We start from the raw sequence: 22,225 nt of genomic DNA on the forward strand, positions 1-22,225 counted from the left end.
TGCTGGCCTTTTTAATGTATCCTATCACTATGTCTTACGACTGATCTTTTTTTTCTGTGTTTTGGGGGGGCACCTGGGTCCCCGCACCGCATGCGACACCCGTTTTTTGCAGTTGCGCTGACACCCATCATCATGAATTCGCACGCCACGCTCGGCATCCTGGGCGGCATGGGCCCCGCCGCCGGTATCGACCTCTGTCGCAAGATCGTCGACCAACACCCGGCCAACCGCGATCAGGATCACATCCCGTTCATCCTGTATTCGGTCCCCCAGATTCCCGACCGCACCGAAGCCCTGCTGCGCGACGGCGCCTCGCCGCTCGACGGTATGCTCGACGGTGTGCACGCGCTCGAACAGGGCGGCGCACTGTGCATTGCGATCGCCTGCAATACCGCCCACGCCTGGCTCGAGGCGCTGCGTCATGAAACGCGTCTGCCGGTGCTCGACGTGGTCGAAGCCGTGGCGGGCGAATTGGCCACCTGCGTCGCCCCCGGCGCGCCCATCGGCCTGATGGCCACCGAAGGCACCCACCACGCCAACGTCTACCGGCCTCGCCTCGAAGCCCTCGGCTATCGCTTTGTCTCGGCTGCCGAACCGTTGGCGCATCAGGCGCTCGTGAACGAAGGCATCCGGCTCACCAAGGCGGGCGACGTACGCCGTGGCGGTGAAGCCCTTGCCATGGCCATGGAGCAACTGCTCGCGGCCGGTGCGCAACGCGTCATTCTGGGCTGCACGGAAATTCCGGTGGCACTCGCCACCTGTGAAACACCCCTCGGCCGCTTCGGCCTCGACGCCTCTGCCGCGCTGGCTCGCACGTGCATCGCCTGGTCGCTCGCGCACGAGACGCCCGCTCACGTCTGACGGCCTCCCGACCTGCCAGTCGCCTTGCAACGTTGCGCCGCCCTCGGTCTGCCGACGGCGGCGATGTTGCAACGCAATGACAAAATCCACGATTGCCACCCCCGCAAGTGACCCGTGCTTGGGTAGACTGACGCTCGCGAGATGATCGTGCCGGCGGGTGTGCCGGTGTTTCGGCATGCACAGGGACCGTTCGACGGGGGTTTCCGGCGCAATATCGGCCAAACGCCAATGCCTGTGCAGGAAGAAAACCCGATCGCCTTGTCAGAAAAAAACCCACAAGGGAAAACCTGTGGAAAGCGGCATGAATCGAGGGTTGCGGCCACCAAAATCGCTGGCGTCTTTGGCTATAATGGCCCACAATCCATCGGACACCTGCCGGACCGAGGTCCGGCCATGAGCGCGTTTGCCTTAACGGGGAAGCACATGAGCGGCAGCGCGCTCGACGTGATGTATGCACAGACAACAACAATGAGTTCAGATCGACTCCCAGCCGGTGTGCCGCTGGTCGAACCTTCGACCCTGACACCGGTACACGCCGAGACCCATCTCTCGGCGCCGGCCCCGGCATTGTCCCGGGCGCTGGTCGAGCTGACCGGCGGACTCTCGGCCCATGTCGCTGCCGACGGCCGTTTCCTTTTCATTGCCGAAGCCTCCTTGCGTCTGCTCGAGTACTCGCGCGAGTACATCGACCACGCCACCCTCTTCGAGCTGACCGGCATCGAAGACGTTCCGCTTCTGCAAGATGCTTTCTCCGCTGCCCAGACGCTCGGCCCCCAACAATGCACGGTTCGCCTGCTGCGTGGCCTGACCGACCGGGTCTGGATGCGCCTGCGCATCGCCCAGTACACCCCCCGTATTGCTGGCGCGAGCGCGTCGTTCCTCGTGCACGGCGAAGACATCACCGCCTTCAAGGAAAACGAAGCGCGCCTGTCCGATCTGGCCGTGCGCGACGCCGTGACCGGACTGGGCAATCGTCAGTACATCCAGCAATGCATCGTCGACGCCATTCAGCACGCCCGTGAAGGCGGCCCGAATTTCGCCGTCGCGCTGCTCGATCTTGACGGCTTCAAGAAGGTCAACGACTCGCTCGGCCACGACGTGGGCGATCAACTGCTGCGCGACGCAGGTCAGCGCCTGATCGCACAGATTCGCGAGACCGACATGGCCGCGCGCATGGGCGGCGACGAGTTCGTGCTGGTACTGCCCGGCTGCGACAACGAGCAAGCGCTCGGCGGCATCATGAAGCGCCTGCTCTCGGCGGTGCAACAGCCGTTCCAGGTAGGCGACCAGCTACTGCACCTGACGACCAGTATCGGCGTATCGTTCTACCCGCAGCACGGCGACTCGGCCGGTTTGCTCATCAAGCACGCCGACGCCGCCATGTACTGCGCGAAGGATCGCGGTCGCAACGGCCTGTTCGTCTACACGGACGACCTGGGCGATCTGCACCGCAAGGCGTTCTCGCTGGAATCGGCCATGTTCGAGGCGATTCACAACGGCGAATTCAGTCTGCACTACCAACCAATCTGCGATCCGATCACGCTGAACGTGAAGGGTGTCGAGGCGCTCATGCGCTGGCATCCGGCACTCGGCCCGGTGTCGCCGGCAGAGTTCATTCCGTTGGCCGAAGCCAACGGTCTGATCAACCTGCTGGGCGGCTGGGCATTGCGTGCGGCCTGCATGCAGCTCGCACGCTGGGACCGCACGCGACTCGACGGCATCTACATGTCGGTCAACGTCTCGGCCCAGCAGTTCCACCATCCGTCGTTCCCGAGCCTCGTCTGGCAGGCGATTGCCGATTCGGGCGTGGAAGGTCACCGGCTGGTGCTCGAAATTACCGAAAGCGTGCTCATGCGCGACCCGGAGCAGGCCAATCTGGTGCTGCGCGAGTTGCAGACGCTGGGCGTGCGCTTTGCCGTGGACGACTTCGGTGCGGGCTATTCGAGTCTGGGATACCTCAAGCGTTTCCCGCTCTCGTCGCTCAAGATCGACCGCAGCTTCGTGAAAGACATGCCCACGTCACCGAACGACCGTACGATTGTGACGGCTGTCCTCGGATTGGCGCGCGAGCTAGGGCTATCGGCAATCGCCGAAGGCGTCGAAACAGAAGAACAACGGCAGATGCTGATCGATCGCGGCTGCCACTCCATCCAGGGCTGGCTGGTGTCGAAGGCCTTGCCTGCGGGAGAACTCGAGGCGGCCTTCGCGAGCGGGCGTCTCAATGTGGATGCCGGCCACTGACCGGACAACCCCGCTACCATGAGCCTGACCAAAGAAAAAACGCTCGAACTGTTATGGCAGCGCATGGCCGAGCGCGGCGACTTCCCGTCGCTGCAACGCTCGGTCACGGGCATTGTGTCCGCCATGCAGAGCGAGAACACGAGTACCGCGGACCTCGCGTCGTCGGTGCTCTCCGACTTCGCGCTCACGCAGAAGGTGATCCGCCTGGCCAACTCCGCCATGTATGCGCCGTTCGGCTGCAACGTGACGACGGTCTCGCGCGCGATCATGATTCTGGGCGTCGACACGATCGGCCACCTGGCCCTCAGCCTGAAACTGCTCGAAGGCTTCGGTGAAGTCGCGGCACGCCGCGACGACATGGCCCGCGAACTCGCACGCGCCACGCTGGCGGGTGCGTTCGCGCGCGACATCACCGCCAAGAACGGTATTCGAGACGGCGAAGAAGCCGTTGTCTGCACGTTGCTGCATCATGTGGCGCGTCTGCTGGTGACGTACTGCTTCCCCGACGAATGGGTGGAGATCCAGGAGGTCGCGGCGACGCAAGGCATCAGCGACAGCGACGCCTGCGAACAGGTGCTGGCCATCTCGTTCCCCGAACTGGCGGAAGCCGCCGCGCGCAAATGGGGCCTGCCGGAGTCGATTGCGACCAGCATGCGTCCGATCGATCTGGAGGGCGACGCCCCGCTCTCGCACGCCGACTGGCTGTGCGCCGTAGCCAACATGTCCAACGAGATGGTGACGGAGCTTACGCGCGGGGCCGACCCGGAGCGTCTGGCCGAACTCGCCGAGCGCTACGCCGACCGTCTGGCACTGGACATCCGCGAAGTCGTTTCCGTGGGCGAAGAGATGGCGCGCGACACGAGCCATCAGGAATTCATTGCCATCAGCACCGGGGCATCGAGCACGCGTCAGCCACCGGCGGGCAAGCCACTGGACTCGGCACGACGTCTTGCCGACGGCCTGTCCGAAGTGCGTGCGGCCACCAGCGAGACGGACGCCGTGGGCCTGCTCAATCTGACGCTCGAAGCGATTCTGCAGTCGCTTGGCTTCGTCAATTGCGCGGCATTCGTGCGCTCGCCTGCCAACAAGGTCTTCGAGATGCGCTTCGGCATTGGCCGCGACGTGCAGCCGTTGCTCGGCCTGACCTTTCCGGAAGCGTTCGAGCCCGATGTATTCCACCTCGCGCTCACCAACGGCCGGGCGATTCTGATCGACAATGCGCGTGAGCCGCGCATCGTCACGCGTATTCCGATGTGGCACCGTCAGCATTTCGCCAATGTGAAGTCCTTCTTCCTGTTGCCGGTTCGCCAGCGCAACCAGACCGTGGCCTTGCTCTACGGCGACTGGGGCGGTGCGCTGTGCGCGGGCGGTATCGGCACGAAGGAAATGGAGTTCCTCCATCACATGGGCGAGGAAATCTCCAGCAAGCTCGAGAGCGTGGCGCAGCAAAACGCCAACACGGGCAGCAATGCCGGGGACTCACTGGCCCGCAAGCCCACCGGCACTACCGGCGCGCGCTGAACGTTGGCGCAGCAAAGCGCCAAACCGCCGACTTCCGGCGGTTTGGCCTTGCGGATGTCCACGCTTGCGCCCATTTCCCCCTTTCATTTTTCGCCGTACCCGATACCCGGGTGCGGCCGTCATGCGTGCGCATTTCGCCGCGAGATCGCAAGCACCACGGCGCGTAGCCACATACGCCTGAGTGTCTCGTCGCCTCATACGACGAACGCAATCTTTAGTATTGCGGAATCGATATGATGCTTGGCGCGCGCACCTCGCCCGCGCTCGGCGCTTGGACAATTCGAACACACCCGCCGACGCCCGATCGCATGATCCCCACGACATCTGCGCGGCGACTTCATGCATCAAACCCTGACGGGACAAGCCTGTCGCGAGGATCCGCCAAATCGGCATACGCAGGCGTACCATGTCGCGATACCGCAGTTTTTCTCCACGGCACCCCGTCGATGGCCTGTCGCGAAGACGATGCCGCCATGCCCCGCGGCTTTTTGACTGCACTCGCTGCGCCCCGGTAAAAAATTTACGCTCGGTTTCGCCATGTAAATCAAATCGTACCGTTGGATCAGGAGAAGCCATGACGCAATCTGCTGCTGTGCCGGTGCATCCGGTCGACGAGCGCCTGCCGCTCCCGAAGTTGTTTACGCTGGGACTGCAACACGTGCTGGTGATGTATGCGGGTGCGGTTGCGGTGCCACTGATCATCGGCGGCGCGCTCAAGATGTCAGTCGATCAGGTGGCGTTTCTGATCAACGCCGACCTCTTCGCCTGCGGCATCGCCACCCTGATTCAGACGCTCGGCCTCTGGATCTTCGGTCTGCGCCTGCCGATCATGATGGGGGTGACGTTCACCGCCGTCACTCCGATGATCGCCATCGGCACCAATCCCGATCTCGGTTTGCTCGACATCTATGGCGCGACGATTGCCGCCGGCTTGATCGGCATTCTCATCGCGCCATTCATCGGCAAGCTGTTGCGGCTCTTCCCTCCGGTCGTTACAGGCACGGTCATCACGGTGATCGGCATCTCGCTCATGGGCGTGGGCATCAACTGGGCGGCGGGTGGCTACGGCAACCCCGATTTCGGCAACCCGCTCTATCTGGGAGTGTCGTTCGCCGTACTCCTGTGCATTCTGTTCATCACCAAGTATGTGCGTGGCTTCTTTGCCAACATCGCGGTGTTGCTGGGCATTCTGTTCGGCACGATCGTGGCGATCATGCTCGGCAAGGTGTCGTTCGCCGGTGTGTCGGAGGCGCCGTGGTTCGGCTTCGTCATGCCGTTCCATTTCGGCGCGCCGCGCTTTGATCCGATTGCCATCGCCACGATGACGCTCGTCATGCTCGTGACCTTCATCGAATCGACGGGCATGTTCCTGGCCGTCGGCGACATCGTGGGACGTCCGGTCGATCAGAAGACGCTTGTGCGCGGTCTTCGCGTCGACGGGCTGGGCACGATGATCGGCGGCATCTTCAACACATTTCCGTACACGTCGTTTTCGCAGAACGTGGGGCTGGTCGGCGTGACGGGCGTCAAGAGCCGCTGGGTGTGTGCGATGGGCGGGCTGATTCTGATCGTGCTGGGCCTCTTTCCGAAGGTGGCGCACGTGGTGGCGTCGGTGCCGCAGTTTGTGCTGGGCGGTGCGGGCATCGTGATGTTCGGCATGGTGACGGCCACGGGCATCAAGATTCTCTCGACCGTGGATCTTTCGAAGAATCGCTACAACCTGTACATCATTGCGATCAGCATCGGCGTGGGGATGATTCCGGTCGCGTCGGACAAGTTCTTCATGAAGCTGCCGCATGCCCTTGCCCCGTTCTTCCATAGTGGCATTCTGCTCGCATCGATCAGCGCAGTACTGCTCAACGCGCACTTCAACGGCTTGCGCAGCGAAGCGGAAGCCAGCGCCCTGGCGCAGGCGGCCGGCAAACAGGCCGACGCCGCACATTGATCGGGGCGTATCGCGTCAGTCGGGCGTTTGCCGGATGCCGGTGCCCGGCTGACGAAGTGACATCGTGAAGTCTTCGGCAGGGCGAGGTGTGATGCGCAATCACGCCTCGACAAGCAGGTCTTTCGCGCGTCGCTTGATCTGACGCAGCACGTCGGCCATGTTCGCGCGGGCGATCTCGGCGTCGTATTGATTTTGCAGATTGAGCCAGCTCTGCGCGTCGACATTGAAGAATGCCCCCAGACGCAACGCCGTGTCGACACTGATCGCACGCTTTCCCAGTACGATTTCATTGATGCGGCGAGGCGGCACATCGATCGCCTTCGCCAGCGCATATTGCGAAATGCCCATCGGGCCCAGCCACTCCTGCGCCAGTATCTCCCCCGGCGTTGCCAGCGGTACTTGTCGGGTCATCTTCAGCCTCTGCATTCGAAATTTTCAATCACAATTAATAACGCAACGCGTTATTAACGCATGACGTTAATGCTAGAGCGAGACGCCGGTCATGTCAATTGAGTGAGGCGGGGTCCACGCCGGGCAGGGGGCCGAAGACATTCCATCGTAGCGAAGTCCCCTTAGTGAAAGTTCCGACTCGATATCGTGAGTTCGCCGAGCATCGACGAGAGATCGACCAGACGGTGCGCGACCAGATGGGTCACGCGCTCCTCGCGTTGCCATACGCCCTCCACGCCCAACAGGGACGACGCCAGCAATTCCTTGCGCTGCGATTCGACCAGATCCGGCCAGACGATCACGTTGATGACACCGGTCTCGTCTTCCAGCGAGACAAATACCGTGCCGTTGGCCGTGCCCGGTCGCTGACGCCCCGTGACGATCCCCACCGTACGCACGCGGCGCCCGTGTATGCCATCGGTCTGCAACTCCTTCGCCGTTCGCACGCGCATTCTCGTCAACTTCTCACGCAGCAGCGACAACGGGTGACGCCGCAACGTCAGCCCGGTACTCGCATAGTCGGCCACGATGTCCTGCCCCTCGGCCATCGGGGGCAACGTCACCTGCTCGTCGGCACTGCCGGGCACCGCGTCGCGTAACGCCGTCGCCCCGAGCAGCGGGGTCGGCGGTTGCCACGCCGCCACCGCCCAACGCGCCTGGCGCCGCCCACCCAGCAACGACGACAGCGCATCGGCCGCCGCCAGCGCATCGAGATCGCGACGCGACAGCGCCGCGCGTGCCGTCAGATCGTCGATGTCGGTGAACGGTCGCTGGCGGCGCGCCCGCTCGATCGCCTCTGCGCCTTCGCCGGACAATCCCTTGACCAGTGAGAGCCCCAACCGCACCGCCGGCCGGCGGGCACTGCCGTAGCGCGTGATCTTCACCTCGGGGCGCGACTCGACATCGCTCACGCAGACATCGATGGCCCGCACCTCGACGCGATGCCGACGCGCGTCCTGCACCAGTTGCGACGCGGAATAGAACCCCATCGGCAGACTGTTGAGCAAGCCGCACAGGAACATCTCCGGCGCGTGACACTTGAGCCAGGCACTCGCATACGCGAGCAACGCGAAGCTCGCCGCGTGGCTCTCCGGAAAGCCGTACTCGCCGAAGCCCTCGATCTGCCGGCAGATGGCCTCGGCGAATTCAAGCGGATAACCGTTCTTCTGCATCCCGCTGACGATGCGTGTCTGGAACTTCTCGAGTCCGCCCTTGCGTTTCCAGGCTGCCATCGAGCGGCGTAGTTGATCGGCGTCTCCGGCCGTGAAGTCGGCCGCGATCATCGCGATCTGCATGACCTGCTCCTGAAAGATCGGCACGCCCAAGGTGCGCTCGAGCGCTTCCTTGATCTCCTCACGCGGGTAGATCACGTCTTCCTTGCCCTGCTTGCGGCGCAGATACGGATGCACCATGCCGCCCTGAATCGGGCCGGGCCGCACGATCGCCACCTCGATCACCAGATCGTAGAACCTCTCCGGTTTCAATCGCGGCAGCATGCTCATCTGCGCCCGCGATTCGATCTGGAAGACGCCCACGGTATCGGCGCGGCGAATCATGCCGTACGTAGCCGGGTCGTCGCGCGGAATGTCCGCCAGCTCCATCGGCTTGCCGCGCCACTCACCGAGCAGATCGAGCGTGCGGCGCAATGCACTGAGCATGCCGAGCGCCAGTACGTCGACCTTGAGCAGCTTGAGCGTCTCGATATCGTCCTTGTCCCATTGAATGACGTAACGCTTCTCCATCGCCGCCGGCGCGATCGGCACGAGCCGCGAAAGCCGGTCGCGCGAGATCACGAAGCCGCCGACGTGCTGCGACAGATGCCGGGGAAAACCAATCAGCCGCGCCACCAGATCGGCCCATAGCCGCGTGGTCGGTGCGTCCGGCGACAGCCCCTGCGCCGCCATGCGCGCGAGCAGATTCTCGCGGCCGTCCCACCACTGCTGGCTCTGCGCAACCTGTTCGACGATCGACAGATCGATGCCCAGCGCCCGCCCGACGTCGCGCACCGCGCTGCGCATGCGGTACGAGATGACCGTCGCGGCCAGCGCCGCCCTGTCGTTGCCGTACTTGTTGTAGATGTACTGGATGACGATCTCGCGCTTCTGATGCTCGAAGTCGACATCGATATCGGGCGGCTCGTTGCGCTCCTTCGACAGGAAACGCCCGAACAGCAACTGCACCTCGTCGGGATTGACCGCCGTGATGCCCAGGCAATAACACACCGCCGAGTTGGCCGCAGACCCCCGCCCCTGACACAGGATGTTCTCGCTGCGCGCAAAACGCACAATGTCGTAGACCGTCAGAAAGTACGGCTCGTACTCCAGCTCTCGAATGAGCTTCAGTTCGCTTTCGATAAGGTTGCGCACCTTCTGCGGCACGCCTTCCGGATAGCGTCGCTTCGCTCCCGCCTCGACTTCCTGGCGCAAATACGTCTCCGGGGTATGGCCGACGGGCACCAGTTCCTCGGGATACTCATAGCGAAGACTGCGCAGATCGAAATGGCAGCGGGAGGCAATGGCGATCGTCTCGGCCAACGCATCGGACGGGTAGCGCCAGGCGAGCCGCAGTCGTGTGCGCAGATGCTGTTCGGCATTGGCCGCCAGCGCCAGTCCGCAGGCCTGCACCGGCTTGCCCAGCCCGATGGCCGTGAGCGTGTCCTGCAACGGCTTGCGCGAACGCACGTGCATGAGGACGTGTCCCGTGGCGACGAGCGGCACGCCGCATTGTGCGGAAAGGCTCCGCAATCGGGCCAGTTGCGCATCGTCGTCGGCACGGTGACAGCGTTCGAGGGCGAGCCAGACACGTCCCTCGCCGAAGGTCTGCTTCGCCCAGCGCGTCTGGGCGAGCACGTGCTCGAGACTTGCGTCGGCGTCGGGCACGAGAATGATCAGGCAGCCCGGCAGGCCCCGCAGATGGGCGTGTTCGGCACGCGGTGCGCTGAAGTCTCGTGCATGCAGACGATAACTGCGATTCGGGCCACGCATGCGCCCGAGCGTAATCATCTCGGAGAGGTTGCCGTAGCCGTCGCGATGCTGCGCGAGCGCCACCAGATGGACGGTACCCAAGGCATTCAGATCGGCGTCGGTCGTCTCCCCCTCTCGTGTGTCCACTCGGGGCGCTGTCCGTGACCGGGACGGCTCGCGAGACGGCACCGCTTCCGGCGTCAGGCGAAACTCGCTGCCGACGATCAGTGACAGCGACGGGTACTTCAGTACCTCGGCCAATGCACGCACCACCCCGGCCAGCGAGCATTCGTCGGTCACCGCCAGCGCGGTGTAGCCCAGATGCGCCGCGCGGGCGATCAGCTCTTCCGGATGCGACGCGCCGCGCTGGAACGAAAAGTTCGACAGGCAATGCAACTCGGCATACGCGGGCAGGCTGCCGTCGTCGGCCTCGCGCAGGGCCGACGGTTCGGCATTGTCGTCATTGGCGGCCAGCCCTTCGGTCGGGCCTTGCCACGGCAGGAAATCGTCGAAATTCATAACATTGCGAACCGGCCCGGCTCAGCCGAACAGGCCATGCAAATACCATGCGGCGTCTGCCCCTTTGACAGGACGCTCGCGAAACACCCACAGCAATGCCCCCGTCGTATCGGCGGCAATGAAGTAGTCGCGCGTGACAGTGCCCGGCTCCCACCATCCCGCCTCGATGCGCTCCGGACCACTCACCAGTTGCAAGACGCCCTGCCGCCACGGACGCTCGTCATGCACGCGCAAGCGCTGCGGCGTGTCGAGCAACCACGCCGGGCGCGGCGGAATCGGCGCCTCGGTCTCGGGCAAATGACGTCCCGTACCGGCGGCGGCACCCTTCGTGGCGGACGCATGACCGCCGGAGACACCGGATGCCACAGCGGCACCGGACGAACCGCGCGAGGCCAATGTCGCTGATGCTCCGGTACCTCCTGCAGTCTTCGATGCGCCCGATGTCCCGCCTGATGTCCCGCTTGATGCGCCGCTTGATGCGCCATAAGGCAGGCTGACAAACGCCGCTTCCGGCCGGTGATCGCCACGGACCTGCAAACGTCGCACGTGCTCGTCGCCCAGACGCGCCGCGATCCGCTCCATCAACTGCACGAAGTCCTGCCGCGCGCGTCCCGGCTCCGGCAACAGCGAGCCGCTTTGCGGCTCGTGCCGGGCCGTCTGCGTGACATCGAGCCGCAACGTCAGCACCGGCGCGACCAGCGGCGAGCGCGCCAACCGCTCCTTGCACAGCGACAACAAGTGCGCCGGTGCCGCACTCGCTTCGGCCAGACGAATATCGAAGCGTGTCGGTGCCAGCGTCTGCCGCCCGAGCGGCTCGTGCTCCAGCACCAGCGTGAGCGCACGCGTGGCCAGTTGGCCGGCGGCGAGCCATCCGGTGAGTTGGGCCAGCAAACGTCGCAGACCGAAGAGCAGCACCTCGACATCGTGCGTAAGCGACGGCAATGGCAACACCGCCTCGAAATGCGGTGGCGCGCGATACCAGGCCGGGGCCTCCGGCGTCTGGCCATAGGCTCGGGAAAGCGCAGCAGGCAATTCGGCGCCGCAGCGGCGCCTCACGCCCGCCGAAGGTAACGCGCGCAACTCGGCCAACGTTGCACAGCCGATCTGCGCGAGCCAGTCGAGCCAAGGCTGCGCCTCGGGCAGCAGCGCAACCGACAGCGAGTCGAGTTGCTGCGGCAAGACGTCCGGCCCCGGCGGCAGCAGCGGCTCGCAGCATCCTACCGACGAAGGCATCCCCGGTAATGTCGATCTGCCCGACGCGGTCGACGTGACCGGCACGATCGAGCGGCGCGACGCCCGCGTCTGCATCGCGGCCTGCATCTGTTGCGGCGTCGGTGCATGCCGATCGACGGGGCTCGACATCGCTTCCCCGGCACGCGCGAGCAGCGCCGCTGCGCTGGCCGTCGCGGCAATGCCCAGCGACGCCCGGTGACCCAGCGCCTCGGCACTCTCGAGCACCTGCGCCGCGAGTGACGCCAGGCCGCCGAACAGCCGCAGACTCGGCGCGGCATCGATCAGCACGCAGGACGGCGAGGCAATCGCGACATCAGGGCCGAAGCGCAGCAACGCCAGCGCCAGCGCTTCGAGCGCGACCTGTTCCGCTGCCTCGTCGCGATCGTGAAAACGTGCCTGCGGCAGCAAGGCCAGCACACCGCCACGACGCATCCCGGTTTGTACGCCGGCCGCCTGCGCCGCTTCGCTCGCCTGCCAGACACGCGACTGCGCCAGCACGACCGTCGTGTCGGCAGACGTGTCGGTGCCGCGAGTCTCCGGCAACCCGGGCTGTGCATCAGCCGGCGTGAACCGGCTGGCCGGGGAGGCGATCTCGAGTGCCAGATACGGCAGATGCAGGGCGATCCAGCAAGCCATACGAGACTCCGGAAGCAGAAACGAAAGACACCGTGGACGGTGCCGGCGAAGGCGCAGGGTCCGGCATGACGGGCACGGCCATGCCGTCGTCCGCCACATCGGCGACACCCGTCACCGGCGGCACGACGCGCGCAAACGGGGCGGGCAGCGTCAGCCAGAGCGGCTCGAGCCGGGGCGGTCCGCGACGCTTGTGGAACTGCACGCCAAGGCGACTCCCCTCACCCACGCTCAGTCCCAGCCGCAGCGGTGCCGCCGAGGCCGTCGTCGCCGCCTCGGGGGGACGCATCACCCAGGCCAGCGTCTCGGCGCCTGCGGCCGCCACCTGAAGCCGCCGGATCTGTTCGGGCGTGGCGGCGGGAAGCCAGGTCAGCACGGCGCCGCAGCACGCACTCTTGAGGGCCTGCTCGACACACCAGAGCATGTCGCGATCTTCCGTCCGGAGACCTCGGGTGCCCCGGGCACCGCGCTGTCGCGTGCCCGGCGACACCTGCCGCGCCGGACGCATCACCACGCTGAGCCAGCGCAGATCGATGCCCCATCCCGCGAGTGCCGGGGCGTAGGGCAACATCGGGGGCGCAATCACCATCACCGGCTTGCCTGCCTGCGTGAGATCGCGCAACGCCGGAGCCAGCAAACGCCACTCGCCGATCCCCGGGCGATCGCTCAGCAACTCCGTCACCGCACCATGCGGCCACCCGGCGCCGGGCAACTCGGCGTCAAGCTCGGCAAAGCCGGAGGCATGACCGGCACGGTGGCAATGCGCCAGTTCGCTGGCACGCCACAGCCCGGCAGGCAAGGAAGAAAGCGGCAGCGTCATCGCACACCCGAATACTGTATGAATGTACAGTATAGCAGTTCGGGGACACTTGACGTGATACCCGTGACCTCGCTTTTCGTCACGCTGCCCCAGTCCCGGCACCTCCCGTGACGATCACGCTTGCGAGCTGGCGCGCGCCCGGCTAACGTTGCGTGATCGAACGAAAACCCGCCCGTCTACCGCATTCATGCCTCTGCCCACCACCGCCACCGCCCCCTTCTGTCCCTCCGAAGTCAAAGGCAGCATCATCGTCAACGCCAGCGATTCGCGCTGGCGCAAACTCAAACGCTTCGCCGGCCCCGGATTGCTCGTCGCCATCGGTTACATGGATCCCGGCAACTGGGCGACGGACATTCAGGCTGGATCGCAATTCGGCTACTCGTTACTCTGGGTCGTGGCGCTGTCGAGCCTCGCAGCCATCTTTCTCCAGATGCTCGCGGCCCGTCTCGGACTGGTTGCCGGACGCGATCTCGCACAAGCGAGCTACGAACGCTACGGTCGCACGGGACGTTTCGTACAGTGGATCACGGCCGAGATTTCGATCATCGCCTGCGACATCGCCGAGGTGCTCGGCTGCGCGCTCGCCTTCAAGCTGCTGCTGGGGGTGCCGATCGCATGGGGCATCGTGCTCACCGCCTTCGACACCATGATCGTGCTCGGCCTGCAGGGCAGGGGCTTCCGACAGATCGAAGCGATCGTCTTCGGGCTGATCGGCACCATGGCTTTCTGCTTCGTGGCCCAGGTCGCGATGGTGCCTCCCGACTGGCACGCCGTGGCCGCAGGTCTCGTGCCCGGTGCGCCCAGCCACGACCGGCGCGACGCCATCGTGCTGGCGCTCGGTATCGTGGGGGCGACGATCATGCCGCACAACCTGTACCTGCATTCGTCGGTCGTGCAGACCCGGCGCGTGGTCGGCGGCAAGCGCGGCGACGTGCACGATACCCTCGCACTGGTGCGTATCGATACCTGGGTCTCACTCGTGATCGCCATGTGCGTGAACGCGTCAATTCTGATTCTTGCGGGCTCGGTGTTCCATGCCAGCGGCCAGACCAACGTCACCGACATCGAGCAGGCGTATCAGCTCATCACGCCGATTGCGGGCAGCGCAGCGGCCTTCCTCTTCGGCATTGCCCTGCTCGCTTCCGGACAAAGCTCAACGCTCACCGGCACGATCGCAGGACAAGTCATCATGGACGGCTTCCTGCACATGAAGATTCCGTGCTACCAGCGTCGGCTGATCACACGCGCCCTCGCCCTCGTGCCTGCGCTGCTCGGTGTGCTGTGGCTCGGAGACGGCGCCGTGGGCAAGCTGCTGGTCTGGAGCCAGGTATTGCTCAGCCTGCAACTGCCGTTCGCCATGTGGCCGCTCATCCGCTCGGTCAGCGATGCACGCGTGATGCACGGCAACACGATCGGACGCCCTACGCAAGTCGTTGCGTGGGGTCTCTTCGTCGCGATCACCGCCACCAACCTCCTGCTCATCTTCGGACTCGACTGACCCGACTTGCCCAACTCGCGTGCTACCATCAGCACCCCTTACTAAGTATTACAACGAGAAGTTTGCACCATCGGTAAGGGGATCAGATGCCCGCAGCAGGCCGGTGCCATTGCATACCGGCCGCCGGGTGAAAAACACATTGAGGGGTATCACTGTGCAGAAAAGGAAGTCCAGCATCGCGCTGTTGAGCGCCGCCATGCTCGCCATCGGTGTGCTCGGCGGTTGTGCCACGGAAAGCTCGCGTACCGTGGAAGTCGCCAAGGTAGAAAGCGCCAGCCGTCCGTTCGTCGGTGTGCGCACGCCGATCGCCGTCGGCAAGTTCGATAACCGTTCCGCGTACATGCGTGGCGTTTTTTCCGATAACGTCGACCGCCTCGGCAGTCAGGCCAAGACGATCCTGATTACGCATCTCCAGCAGACCAACCGCTTCAACGTGCTCGACCGCGACAACATGGCCGAGATTCGTCAGGAAGCCAACATCAAGAAGACGCAGCAGACGCTCAAGGGCGCCGACTACGTGATCACCGGCGACGTCGTCGAGTTCGGCCGCAAGGAAGTGGGCGACAAGCAGCTGTTCGGCATTCTGGGCCGCGGCCGCGAGCAGATCGCCTATGCCAAGGTCAATTTGAACGTGGTCGACATCGCCACGTCGGAAGTCGTCTTCTCGAGCGGTGGCGCTGGCGAGTTCGCGCTGTCGAACCGCGAAGTGATCGGCTTCGGCGGCACGGCGGGCTACGACTCGACGCTCAATGGCAAGGTACTCGACCTGGCCATGCGCGAAGCCGTCAACAACCTCGTCGCCGGCATCGAAAGCGGCGCGTGGAAACCCGGCAAGTAAGCCACCGCCCCCCTTTTTTGCTGCATGCCGCCGCGCGTGACTCGTCCCGCGCCCGGTCTCGCACGTCACGTGCGGACGCGGCGCGACGCGTAACGCGCCGGCGTGCCAACAGGATTTCTACGCCATGAATCGCAAGTTCTCAATCGGCCAGACCCGTCGTGTGGTCGTGGCAGCCGCCGTGGGTGGCGCCATCGTCACGCTGGTCACCGGCTGTGCCACGCCGCCCAAGCCCCTCTACGACTGGGAGGGCTACCAGCCGCAAGTCTATGAATACTTCAAGGGCGAGTCGAAGGAAGCACAGATCATCGTGCTCGAGCGCGATCTGGAAAAGATCAAGGCAAGCAACAATGCTGCGCCCCCGGGCTACCACGCCCACCTCGGCCTGCTCTACGCGTCGGTCGGCAAGTCGGACAAGATGGTCGAGGAATTCCAGACCGAAAAGCAACTGTTCCCCGAGTCGGCCGGTTACATCGACTTTCTCCTGAAGAACAAGACCGCCCCGGAGGCCAAGCAATGATCGCCCGACTCTGCAAATGGATGACCGTGGCCGCACTGGCTGCCGTCGTGACGGGCTGCGCCACGCATCAGGCCAAGCCTTACGACTACACCGCGTTCAAGGAAAGCAAGCCCAAGTCGATTCTGGTGTTGCCCCCGCTGAACGAATCGCCTGACATCGACGCGACCTACAGCGTGCTCTCGCAGGTCACGGTACCGCTGGGCGAGGCGGGCTACTACGTGATGCCCGTGACGCTGGTCGACGAATCGTTCCGCCAGAACGGCCTGACCGTTGCCGGCGACATTCACCAGGTGAGCCCGGCCAAGCTGCGCGAGATCTTCGGTGCCGACGCCGCGCTCTACATCAAGATCACGCAGTACGGCACGAAGTACATGGTGGTCGACAGCGCAACCGTCGTCACGGTCACGGCCGATCTCGTCGATCTGCGCAACGGCGCCAAACTGTGGAGCGGCGCGGCCAGTGCGTCGAACAACGAAGGCGGTAACAACAGCGGCGGCGGCCTGATCGGCATGCTGATCACGGCAGCGGTCAAGCAGATCGTGAACAGCGTATCGAACGCCGGCTATACGGTGGCAGGCACGGCAAACGCCCGCCTGCTGTCGGCCGGTCGTCCCAATGGCATGTTGTACGGTCCGCGCTCACCGAAGTTCGGCACGGACTAAGACGGGTATTCCGGCGTTCCTCGCGGGCAGCCTGCCGCGGGAACGCCCGCACTGGGCAGACGTTCGTACGTCACCTATAGTGGTAACGCAACATCAAGTATCCCCGGACCGATAGCCACACTGCGTTCAAACGCGGGGCAACCCTCGGCGACGTGCTCGATCGAAGATCGCGCTACGTCGGCACGTCTGCCTGTACGCGACAGCAACAGGCTCTGTCCGGGAGTCACCATGACCGTTCCCATCTCCCCTCGCCGCCTTCGCTCTGCTCACCTGCGGCGCTCACTTCCCGCCCTGGCCCTCATCGCCGCAGCATCGCTCGCACCGTTGTCGGCCGCGTGGGCTGACCCCATGCATCTGTCGGATATCAAGAGTGCCAACGGACAACAACTCAGCGTCGACGAACTGCGTTCGCTAATGCCTGGTGCGCACGTGACCAACATCATCAACAACGGCAGCACCCGCAAGTGGATCAACGCGCCCGACGGCTCGCTCAACGCAACGAGCGACAACAAGGGCAATATCGGTTCGGGTGGCCGCAGCGTACAGGTCGCTCACGCGACCGGCACATGGTCGGTCAACGACAACGGCTCGTTCTGCGTCAATCTGGAATGGCGCGCGGTCACCGAGAACTGGTGCCGCTTCATGTTCAAGGTCGGTGACAAATACTTCGGTGTCACCTCCCTCGCCAATGGCGCTGCGATCGCCACGGAATTCACGATCGAGCGATAGCACGATGTGCGCGTCCCCGCCCGAAGCCCCGAGCCCCGGCCGGGGACGCCATCGTGACATCAGAAGTCGGTCGTCATCGACAGCAGGAACGTACGCGGCGCGCCCAACGTCAGGTAGTTGCTCGACGACACGCTCGACCAGTACGCCTTGTTCGCCACGTTGATCACGCTGGCACGGAACGTCGTCGGCTTGCCGTAGATCTGTGTCGTGTAGCGTGCCCCGAGGTCAAAGCGGTCCCAGGCCGGGATCGACGCCGTATTCGCAATATTCGCGTACTCGCGCCCCGTGTGAATCCAGCGGGCGTTGACCGTCAGGCCCTGCACCCACGGAATGTCGTACTCCACCCCGAGGTTGTACTGGAACGTCGGCACCCCCACCGGACGGTTACCGTTCGTGGCTGCGCTCGATTGGTTGAGCAACGTGCCATTGATGTACGACACCCCGGCGATCAACCGCACATCACGGACCGGGCTACCGTAGACGGAAGCCTCGACACCGCGATGGCGCTCGAGTCCATCCGCCACGTAGACATTGGCCGCGTTGGTGTACGCCGACGGCTTCTCGATCTGGTAGAACGCAAGCGACGCCCCGAAGCGAGCCGTGTCGTACTTCGCCCCGAACTCGATCTGCTTCGAACGATACGGCGGCAGCGACTGGCCATAGTTGAGCGTGCCCTGCGGTGCCGTGGTGCCGGCCGCGAGTCCTTCGCTGCGGTTGGCGAACAATGAAACGTTCTGCCACGGCTTGATGACGAGGCCGAACAACGGCGTCGTGATCGCGTCGTTATACGCAAGCGTTTGCACGCCCGTGTAGCTGTAGTTGTTCACGCCGATCGACTGGTGGCGCACCCCGACGGTGGCAAGCACGCGATCGTTGAAAAAGCCCAGCGTGTCGGAAGCGGAGACACTGCGCAGCAGCGTAAGCGCAGTCGTCTGCGGATCGTCGAGATTACCGCCCTGCGACGTCGTCGCCGGGTAGGGCACCTGCGGCGGCGTGACGAAATTCGTCGGGAACGCCGAGGCATAGGTGAATGCCGATTGCGCGTCCAGTCGCGTGCCCGACGCGCCAGCCGTCACGAAATGCGATACCGGTCCGGTCGTGAAACGACCGCGCACGCCGATCTCGCCCGAGAGTGCGTCTTCCTGGTGAGGTGCGTTCAGGCGCGTCGCCGTAATGGGGTTCAGCGCCCCCTTCCATGTCGGGTTCGAGTATTCGCCGTTCTCGTTGGTGTGTCGCACCCCGCCTGTGACGTAAGCTGTCCAGTGCGGCAGGAAGTCGTACTCGGCGCGCACGATGCCGACATTGTCTTCAAGTGTCGTGTAACTCCAGGACTGGGCGTAGTTCGACGTCGCCGCAGGCGGCGCGGGCAGCACGTCGCCCGTGAAGTTGTACAAGGCACGGCCGGCGCCGATGTGCTCCTTCTGATACAGGAAGTCGGCCGACAGACGGACCTTGTCGCCACGCCAGTCGAGCGCGACGGCGGTGGTCCTCGAGTTCTGATGTTCTCGATCGACGGCCGTCTCACCATCGCGCACGGCCTGATTCACGCGAATGCCGAACTGGCCTTCGCTACCGAACCGGCGGCCGATATCCACGTGCCCGCCAAATTCACCCGACCCGCTGCCATCGATGGTCACGCGCGTGAGCGGCGTTTCGTCGGCTCGCTTGAGCTGCAGATTGACACCGCCGCCAATGGACGACCCGCCCGGCGACGCGCCGTTCAGGAAGGCATTCGCTCCCTTGAAAAGCTCCACACGCTCCAACGCGTCGGTCGAGACGAGTTGGCGTGGCGTGATGCCGTACAAGCCGTTGAGCGAAATGTCGTCGCCCGCCAGCGCGAAGCCGCGGATCACGAACGTTTGCGCGAAGTTGCCGAAGCCGCGCGACATGCGAACGGACGGATCGTTGTCGAGCACGTCTGCCAGCGTGCGCGCTTGTTGGTCCTCGATCATCTTCGATGTGTACGCGCTCATGCTGAACGGCACGTCCAGATTCTTTTGATTGCCCAGCACGCCAAAGCTCATGCCCCGCGCGACTTGCCCGCCGACGTACGCGGGCGGCGTCTCGTTCGGCGAACTCTCTCGGGCGCCCTGCACCGTGACTGCGGGCAACGCGACATCGTTCGCCGTTGCGGTGGCAGCTGCGTTGCCAGTGTCGGCAGTCGTCGCCTGGGCTACGGCATTACCGCAGAAAATCAGCGAACCGAATGCCAGTGCCGAGGCGGCAACGATGGGACGCAGTCGCAGCGAATCAACAGACGCGACAGCGCAAGCGCGCGACGGCCGCGCGGAACGGGACGAACGGGAAACAGGCGACATGAAGAACAACTTGGAGGATTGGGTTCCGGCACCCCGAGGCATGCCTTGAACAGAGCTGGAGTCAAACTTGCCGGTCAGGGGCCGGCGCCTCTGGCAGGAGAGACAGACGGCGGACACCTTACGGCACCGTCAAGAGGCATCGCCACGATCAATGCGGCGCCTCAATTCGGCAGAAGCTTAAATGATAATAATAATGATTATCAATAAATATCTGAAGTAAGGCTTGGAAAGGCAGCTTGAAAATTTCTCGGGATCCCAATCACGGTAAGGATTTGCACCCGATTGACGCGACGTGCTCACCGGACCGTTGAGCAAACCTATCAAAATTGTGAGGGATTGCGTCACTCATCGATCGCGACGTGGCGAGTGTGCCATTGGGGGAATGACTGACGCAAAGGCGGGACGGCACCGAACATCGTTACAGCGCCTGGGAACGATGCCGCTTGCGCCGGGTAAACGACAAAGCCCGCCGAGGTGGCGGGCTTGCGCGAGCCAATCCCGGGAACAGCAGGATTGGCATCCGGACTCACGGCTGGGCGCCGTCGCACGTCATTACAACAATGACGGAAGATCGATTTGCTTGATTGCGCCAGCGACGACCGTTCGTCCGGAAGGACTTCTTGCAGACTTGCTTAGTAACCGGCGGTTTCGAGCGCGCGGATACGTTGTTCCAGCTCAATGATGTCCTTCGACTCAGCCAGGAACGCTTCGCGACGACGGCGCTCAGCAGTTTCAAACCAAGTGTTCACGACTTCAAACAGGGCGGCAAACATGACGTTTCTCCAGTTCATTTAGTGTGCTGCATCGCAGCAGTGCTTCGCATTATATAGGGTTTTCCCGGTAAGGGTTAGCCCCTATGTGCGTAAACACCACAAAATCTGCTAGAGGGCCGCTTCGAATGCAGTCAATTCCAAATAAAATTATTAAAAATCAGATAGATATGACAAACACGAAGCGCGAAACAGCACGCTTGCGACACACTGACACGGTGTTCAAACAAAATTCGAGAGACAAAAAAAGCGCCGCTATTGCGGCGCATCATTCCGAAATCCGGTCCCCAGGGGCAGGCAACATTGCCCGCCCACCGCGTCGTTCATCCCTGAGGTACGTGCAGGGCTTTGCCGTCACCTTCCCCGGCAGTGCCCCCTGCGCTCGGCGCCCCTGCGGTAGCGGCAGCCACACCGGCGTTCACGGTCGACGAACCACAGCACGCCGCCATCTCACCGGAGGCGCCATCCACCTTTGCCCCTGGCGTCCCCGTCAACCCTGCCGCCGCAATGCCCTCGAGAATCGGGCAATCGGGACGGTCGTCGCCGTGACAGTGCATGGCGAGATGCGAAAGCGTGTCGCGCATGGCGACCAACTCGCCGATGCGTTGATTGAGTTCGTCGACATGGGATTGCGCCAGCGCCTTGACTTGTGCGCTGGAGCGGTCGCGATCCTGCCAGAGCGCCAGCAGCTGTCGTATCTGATCGATGCCGAAACCGAGCCGTCTGGACTGGCGAATGAACCGAAGGAGGTGAAGATCCTGTTCGCCGTAGCGCCGGTAACCTGCCTCGGAGCGAGGGCTCGGAGGCATCAGGCCGATACTTTCGTAGTACCGGATCATCTTGGCCGTCACGCCGCTGGCCTGTGCCGCTTGTCCGATGTTCATAGCTACCTCACTGGGGGGAACGAGGGTTGAACGACGGGGTAATGGAACCATTCACCGCACGGTCCGCGTCCGACGGCACGAGTCGGGCACTGATCGGCGCATGATCGGAGATCCGTGACCAGGGACGCCCATGCAACACTTGCGCCCCTTCGATATGAAAACCGCGCGCGTAGATGCGGTCAAGTCGCAAAAGCGGCAATCCGCTCGGAAAACTGCGAGCCGGACGCCCGGAACTGTTCTGGAATACCTCCGTCAGCGCCAGCTTTTCCGCCAGCAGCCGGTCCGCCTGATTGCTCCAGTCATTGAAGTCGCCCGCGATGATCAATGGCGCGTCGGCCGGAATCGCGTCCGCCACTCGCTCCGTGAGCATCTCGAACTGGCGCCGGCGACCGTGGCCGGCCAGCGACAAATGGACGCACAGGCAATGCAATGGCTGTGCGAACCCCGGCACGGCGATCTCGCAATGAAGCATGCCGCGCTTTTCAAAACTATAGGTCGTGATGTCGTGATTGTCCGATCTTACGATCGGATAGCGGCTCAGGATCGCATTACCGTGATGCCCGTGCTCGTACACGACGTTTCGCCCATAGGCATGGTCATGCCACATGGCACCGGCCAGGAACTCGTGCTGGGGCTGCACCGGCCAGTTGGTGTGCCGTACCGCATGCCGCTGGTGCATGCCCTGCACTTCCTGCAGGAAAACGAGATCCGGTGCGAGCCCCTCCAGTCCCGCGCGCAATTCGTGAACGCGCAGGCGATTGAACGCAGAGAAGCCTTTGTGGATGTTGTAACTCGCGATATGCAGACTATTCATATTCGGCAG

The 22,225-nt window shown here is 63.8% G+C and carries 16 protein-coding genes and 1 pseudogene; 9 read left to right on the plus strand and 8 right to left on the minus strand.

Annotated features, from left to right (window positions below):
* The first annotated feature begins 132 nt into the window (after window positions 1-132).
* The 4 genes from cuyB to ABWO90_RS20135 all read left to right on the plus strand — a co-directional run bounded on the left by cuyB (window position 133) and on the right by ABWO90_RS20135 (window position 6,568).
* A complete protein-coding gene (gene cuyB / locus ABWO90_RS20120) occupies window positions 133-861 on the plus strand; it encodes a cysteate racemase (protein WP_353193002.1) in 729 nt (242 codons plus the stop codon).
* 468 nt (window positions 862-1,329) lie between these two features.
* Window positions 1,330-3,102: a putative bifunctional diguanylate cyclase/phosphodiesterase gene (locus ABWO90_RS20125; protein ID WP_353193003.1), complete on the plus strand. Its 1,773-nt coding sequence runs from the start codon at window positions 1,330-1,332 to the stop codon at window positions 3,100-3,102.
* 18 nt (window positions 3,103-3,120) lie between these two features.
* Window positions 3,121-4,623: an HDOD domain-containing protein gene (locus ABWO90_RS20130; protein ID WP_353193004.1), complete on the plus strand. Its 1,503-nt coding sequence runs from the start codon at window positions 3,121-3,123 to the stop codon at window positions 4,621-4,623.
* A gap of 574 nt (window positions 4,624-5,197) precedes the next feature.
* The gene (locus ABWO90_RS20135; RefSeq protein ID WP_353193005.1) at window positions 5,198-6,568 is read left to right on the plus strand and encodes a nucleobase:cation symporter-2 family protein; all 1,371 of its coding nucleotides are present in this window, start codon (window positions 5,198-5,200) and stop codon (window positions 6,566-6,568) included.
* Between the two features lie 99 nt (window positions 6,569-6,667).
* Here the strand turns inward: ABWO90_RS20135 and ABWO90_RS20140 are convergent, their stop codons facing one another.
* The 4 genes from ABWO90_RS20140 to imuA all read right to left on the minus strand — a co-directional run bounded on the left by ABWO90_RS20140 (window position 6,668) and on the right by imuA (window position 13,186).
* Window positions 6,668-6,979: a HigA family addiction module antitoxin gene (locus ABWO90_RS20140; protein ID WP_353193006.1), complete on the minus strand. Its 312-nt coding sequence runs from the start codon at window positions 6,977-6,979 to the stop codon at window positions 6,668-6,670.
* 161 nt (window positions 6,980-7,140) lie between these two features.
* Window positions 7,141-10,500: an error-prone DNA polymerase gene (locus ABWO90_RS20145; protein WP_353193007.1), complete on the minus strand. Its 3,360-nt coding sequence runs from the start codon at window positions 10,498-10,500 to the stop codon at window positions 7,141-7,143.
* Between the two features lie 21 nt (window positions 10,501-10,521).
* Window positions 10,522-12,369, minus strand: coding sequence for a Y-family DNA polymerase (locus ABWO90_RS20150; RefSeq protein WP_353193008.1), 1,848 nt, complete (start codon window positions 12,367-12,369; stop codon window positions 10,522-10,524).
* A complete protein-coding gene (imuA, locus tag ABWO90_RS20155; RefSeq protein ID WP_353193009.1) occupies window positions 12,290-13,186 on the minus strand; it encodes a translesion DNA synthesis-associated protein ImuA in 897 nt (298 codons plus the stop codon). Before imuA ends, ABWO90_RS20150 begins: the two co-directional genes overlap by 80 nt.
* 187 nt (window positions 13,187-13,373) lie before the next feature.
* Between imuA and ABWO90_RS20160 the strand changes: the two genes are divergently transcribed.
* The 5 genes from ABWO90_RS20160 (at window position 13,374) to ABWO90_RS20180 (ending at window position 17,430) form a co-directional block, all read left to right on the plus strand.
* Window positions 13,374-14,684 (plus strand): Nramp family divalent metal transporter, encoded by a 1,311-nt coding sequence (locus tag ABWO90_RS20160; protein WP_353193010.1) that lies wholly within the window; start codon window positions 13,374-13,376, stop codon window positions 14,682-14,684.
* Between the two features lie 196 nt (window positions 14,685-14,880).
* On the plus strand, window positions 14,881-15,522 hold the full coding sequence (locus ABWO90_RS20165; RefSeq protein WP_353193058.1) for a CsgG/HfaB family protein: 642 nt from the start codon (window positions 14,881-14,883) through the stop codon (window positions 15,520-15,522).
* A 124-nt stretch (window positions 15,523-15,646) separates the two neighbouring features.
* Entirely contained in the window at window positions 15,647-16,039 is a 393-nt protein-coding gene (locus tag ABWO90_RS20170; protein ID WP_353193011.1) for a DUF4810 domain-containing protein, read from the plus strand.
* Window positions 16,036-16,701: a DUF799 domain-containing protein gene (locus ABWO90_RS20175; protein WP_353193012.1), complete on the plus strand. Its 666-nt coding sequence runs from the start codon at window positions 16,036-16,038 to the stop codon at window positions 16,699-16,701. Before ABWO90_RS20170 ends, ABWO90_RS20175 begins: the two co-directional genes overlap by 4 nt.
* A gap of 228 nt (window positions 16,702-16,929) precedes the next feature.
* Complete coding sequence (locus tag ABWO90_RS20180) at window positions 16,930-17,430, plus strand: DUF995 domain-containing protein (protein ID WP_353193013.1); 501 nt, start codon at window positions 16,930-16,932, stop codon at window positions 17,428-17,430.
* 59 nt (window positions 17,431-17,489) lie between these two features.
* Here ABWO90_RS20180 and ABWO90_RS20185 read toward each other — a convergent pair whose 3' ends face one another.
* The 4 genes and pseudogenes from ABWO90_RS20185 to ABWO90_RS20200 form a co-directional block, all read right to left on the minus strand.
* Window positions 17,490-19,748, minus strand: a complete 2,259-nt coding sequence (locus ABWO90_RS20185; RefSeq protein WP_353193014.1) for a TonB-dependent receptor — start codon at window positions 19,746-19,748, stop codon at window positions 17,490-17,492.
* Window positions 19,749-20,380: 632 nt separating this feature from the next.
* Window positions 20,381-20,521, minus strand: a complete 141-nt coding sequence (locus tag ABWO90_RS20190) for a DUF3563 family protein (protein WP_072617503.1) — start codon at window positions 20,519-20,521, stop codon at window positions 20,381-20,383.
* Between the two features lie 485 nt (window positions 20,522-21,006).
* Window positions 21,007-21,402: pseudogene (cueR, locus tag ABWO90_RS20195) on the minus strand (Cu(I)-responsive transcriptional regulator); the annotation flags it as partial.
* 7 nt (window positions 21,403-21,409) lie between these two features.
* Window positions 21,410-22,216, minus strand: coding sequence for an endonuclease/exonuclease/phosphatase family protein (locus ABWO90_RS20200; protein WP_353193015.1), 807 nt, complete (start codon window positions 22,214-22,216; stop codon window positions 21,410-21,412).
* Window positions 22,217-22,225: the final 9 nt, after the last annotated feature.

The sequence above is a fragment of the Pandoraea pnomenusa genome (assembly GCF_040391475.1).
Taxonomy (GTDB): Bacteria; Pseudomonadota; Gammaproteobacteria; order Burkholderiales; family Burkholderiaceae; genus Pandoraea; species Pandoraea pnomenusa_C.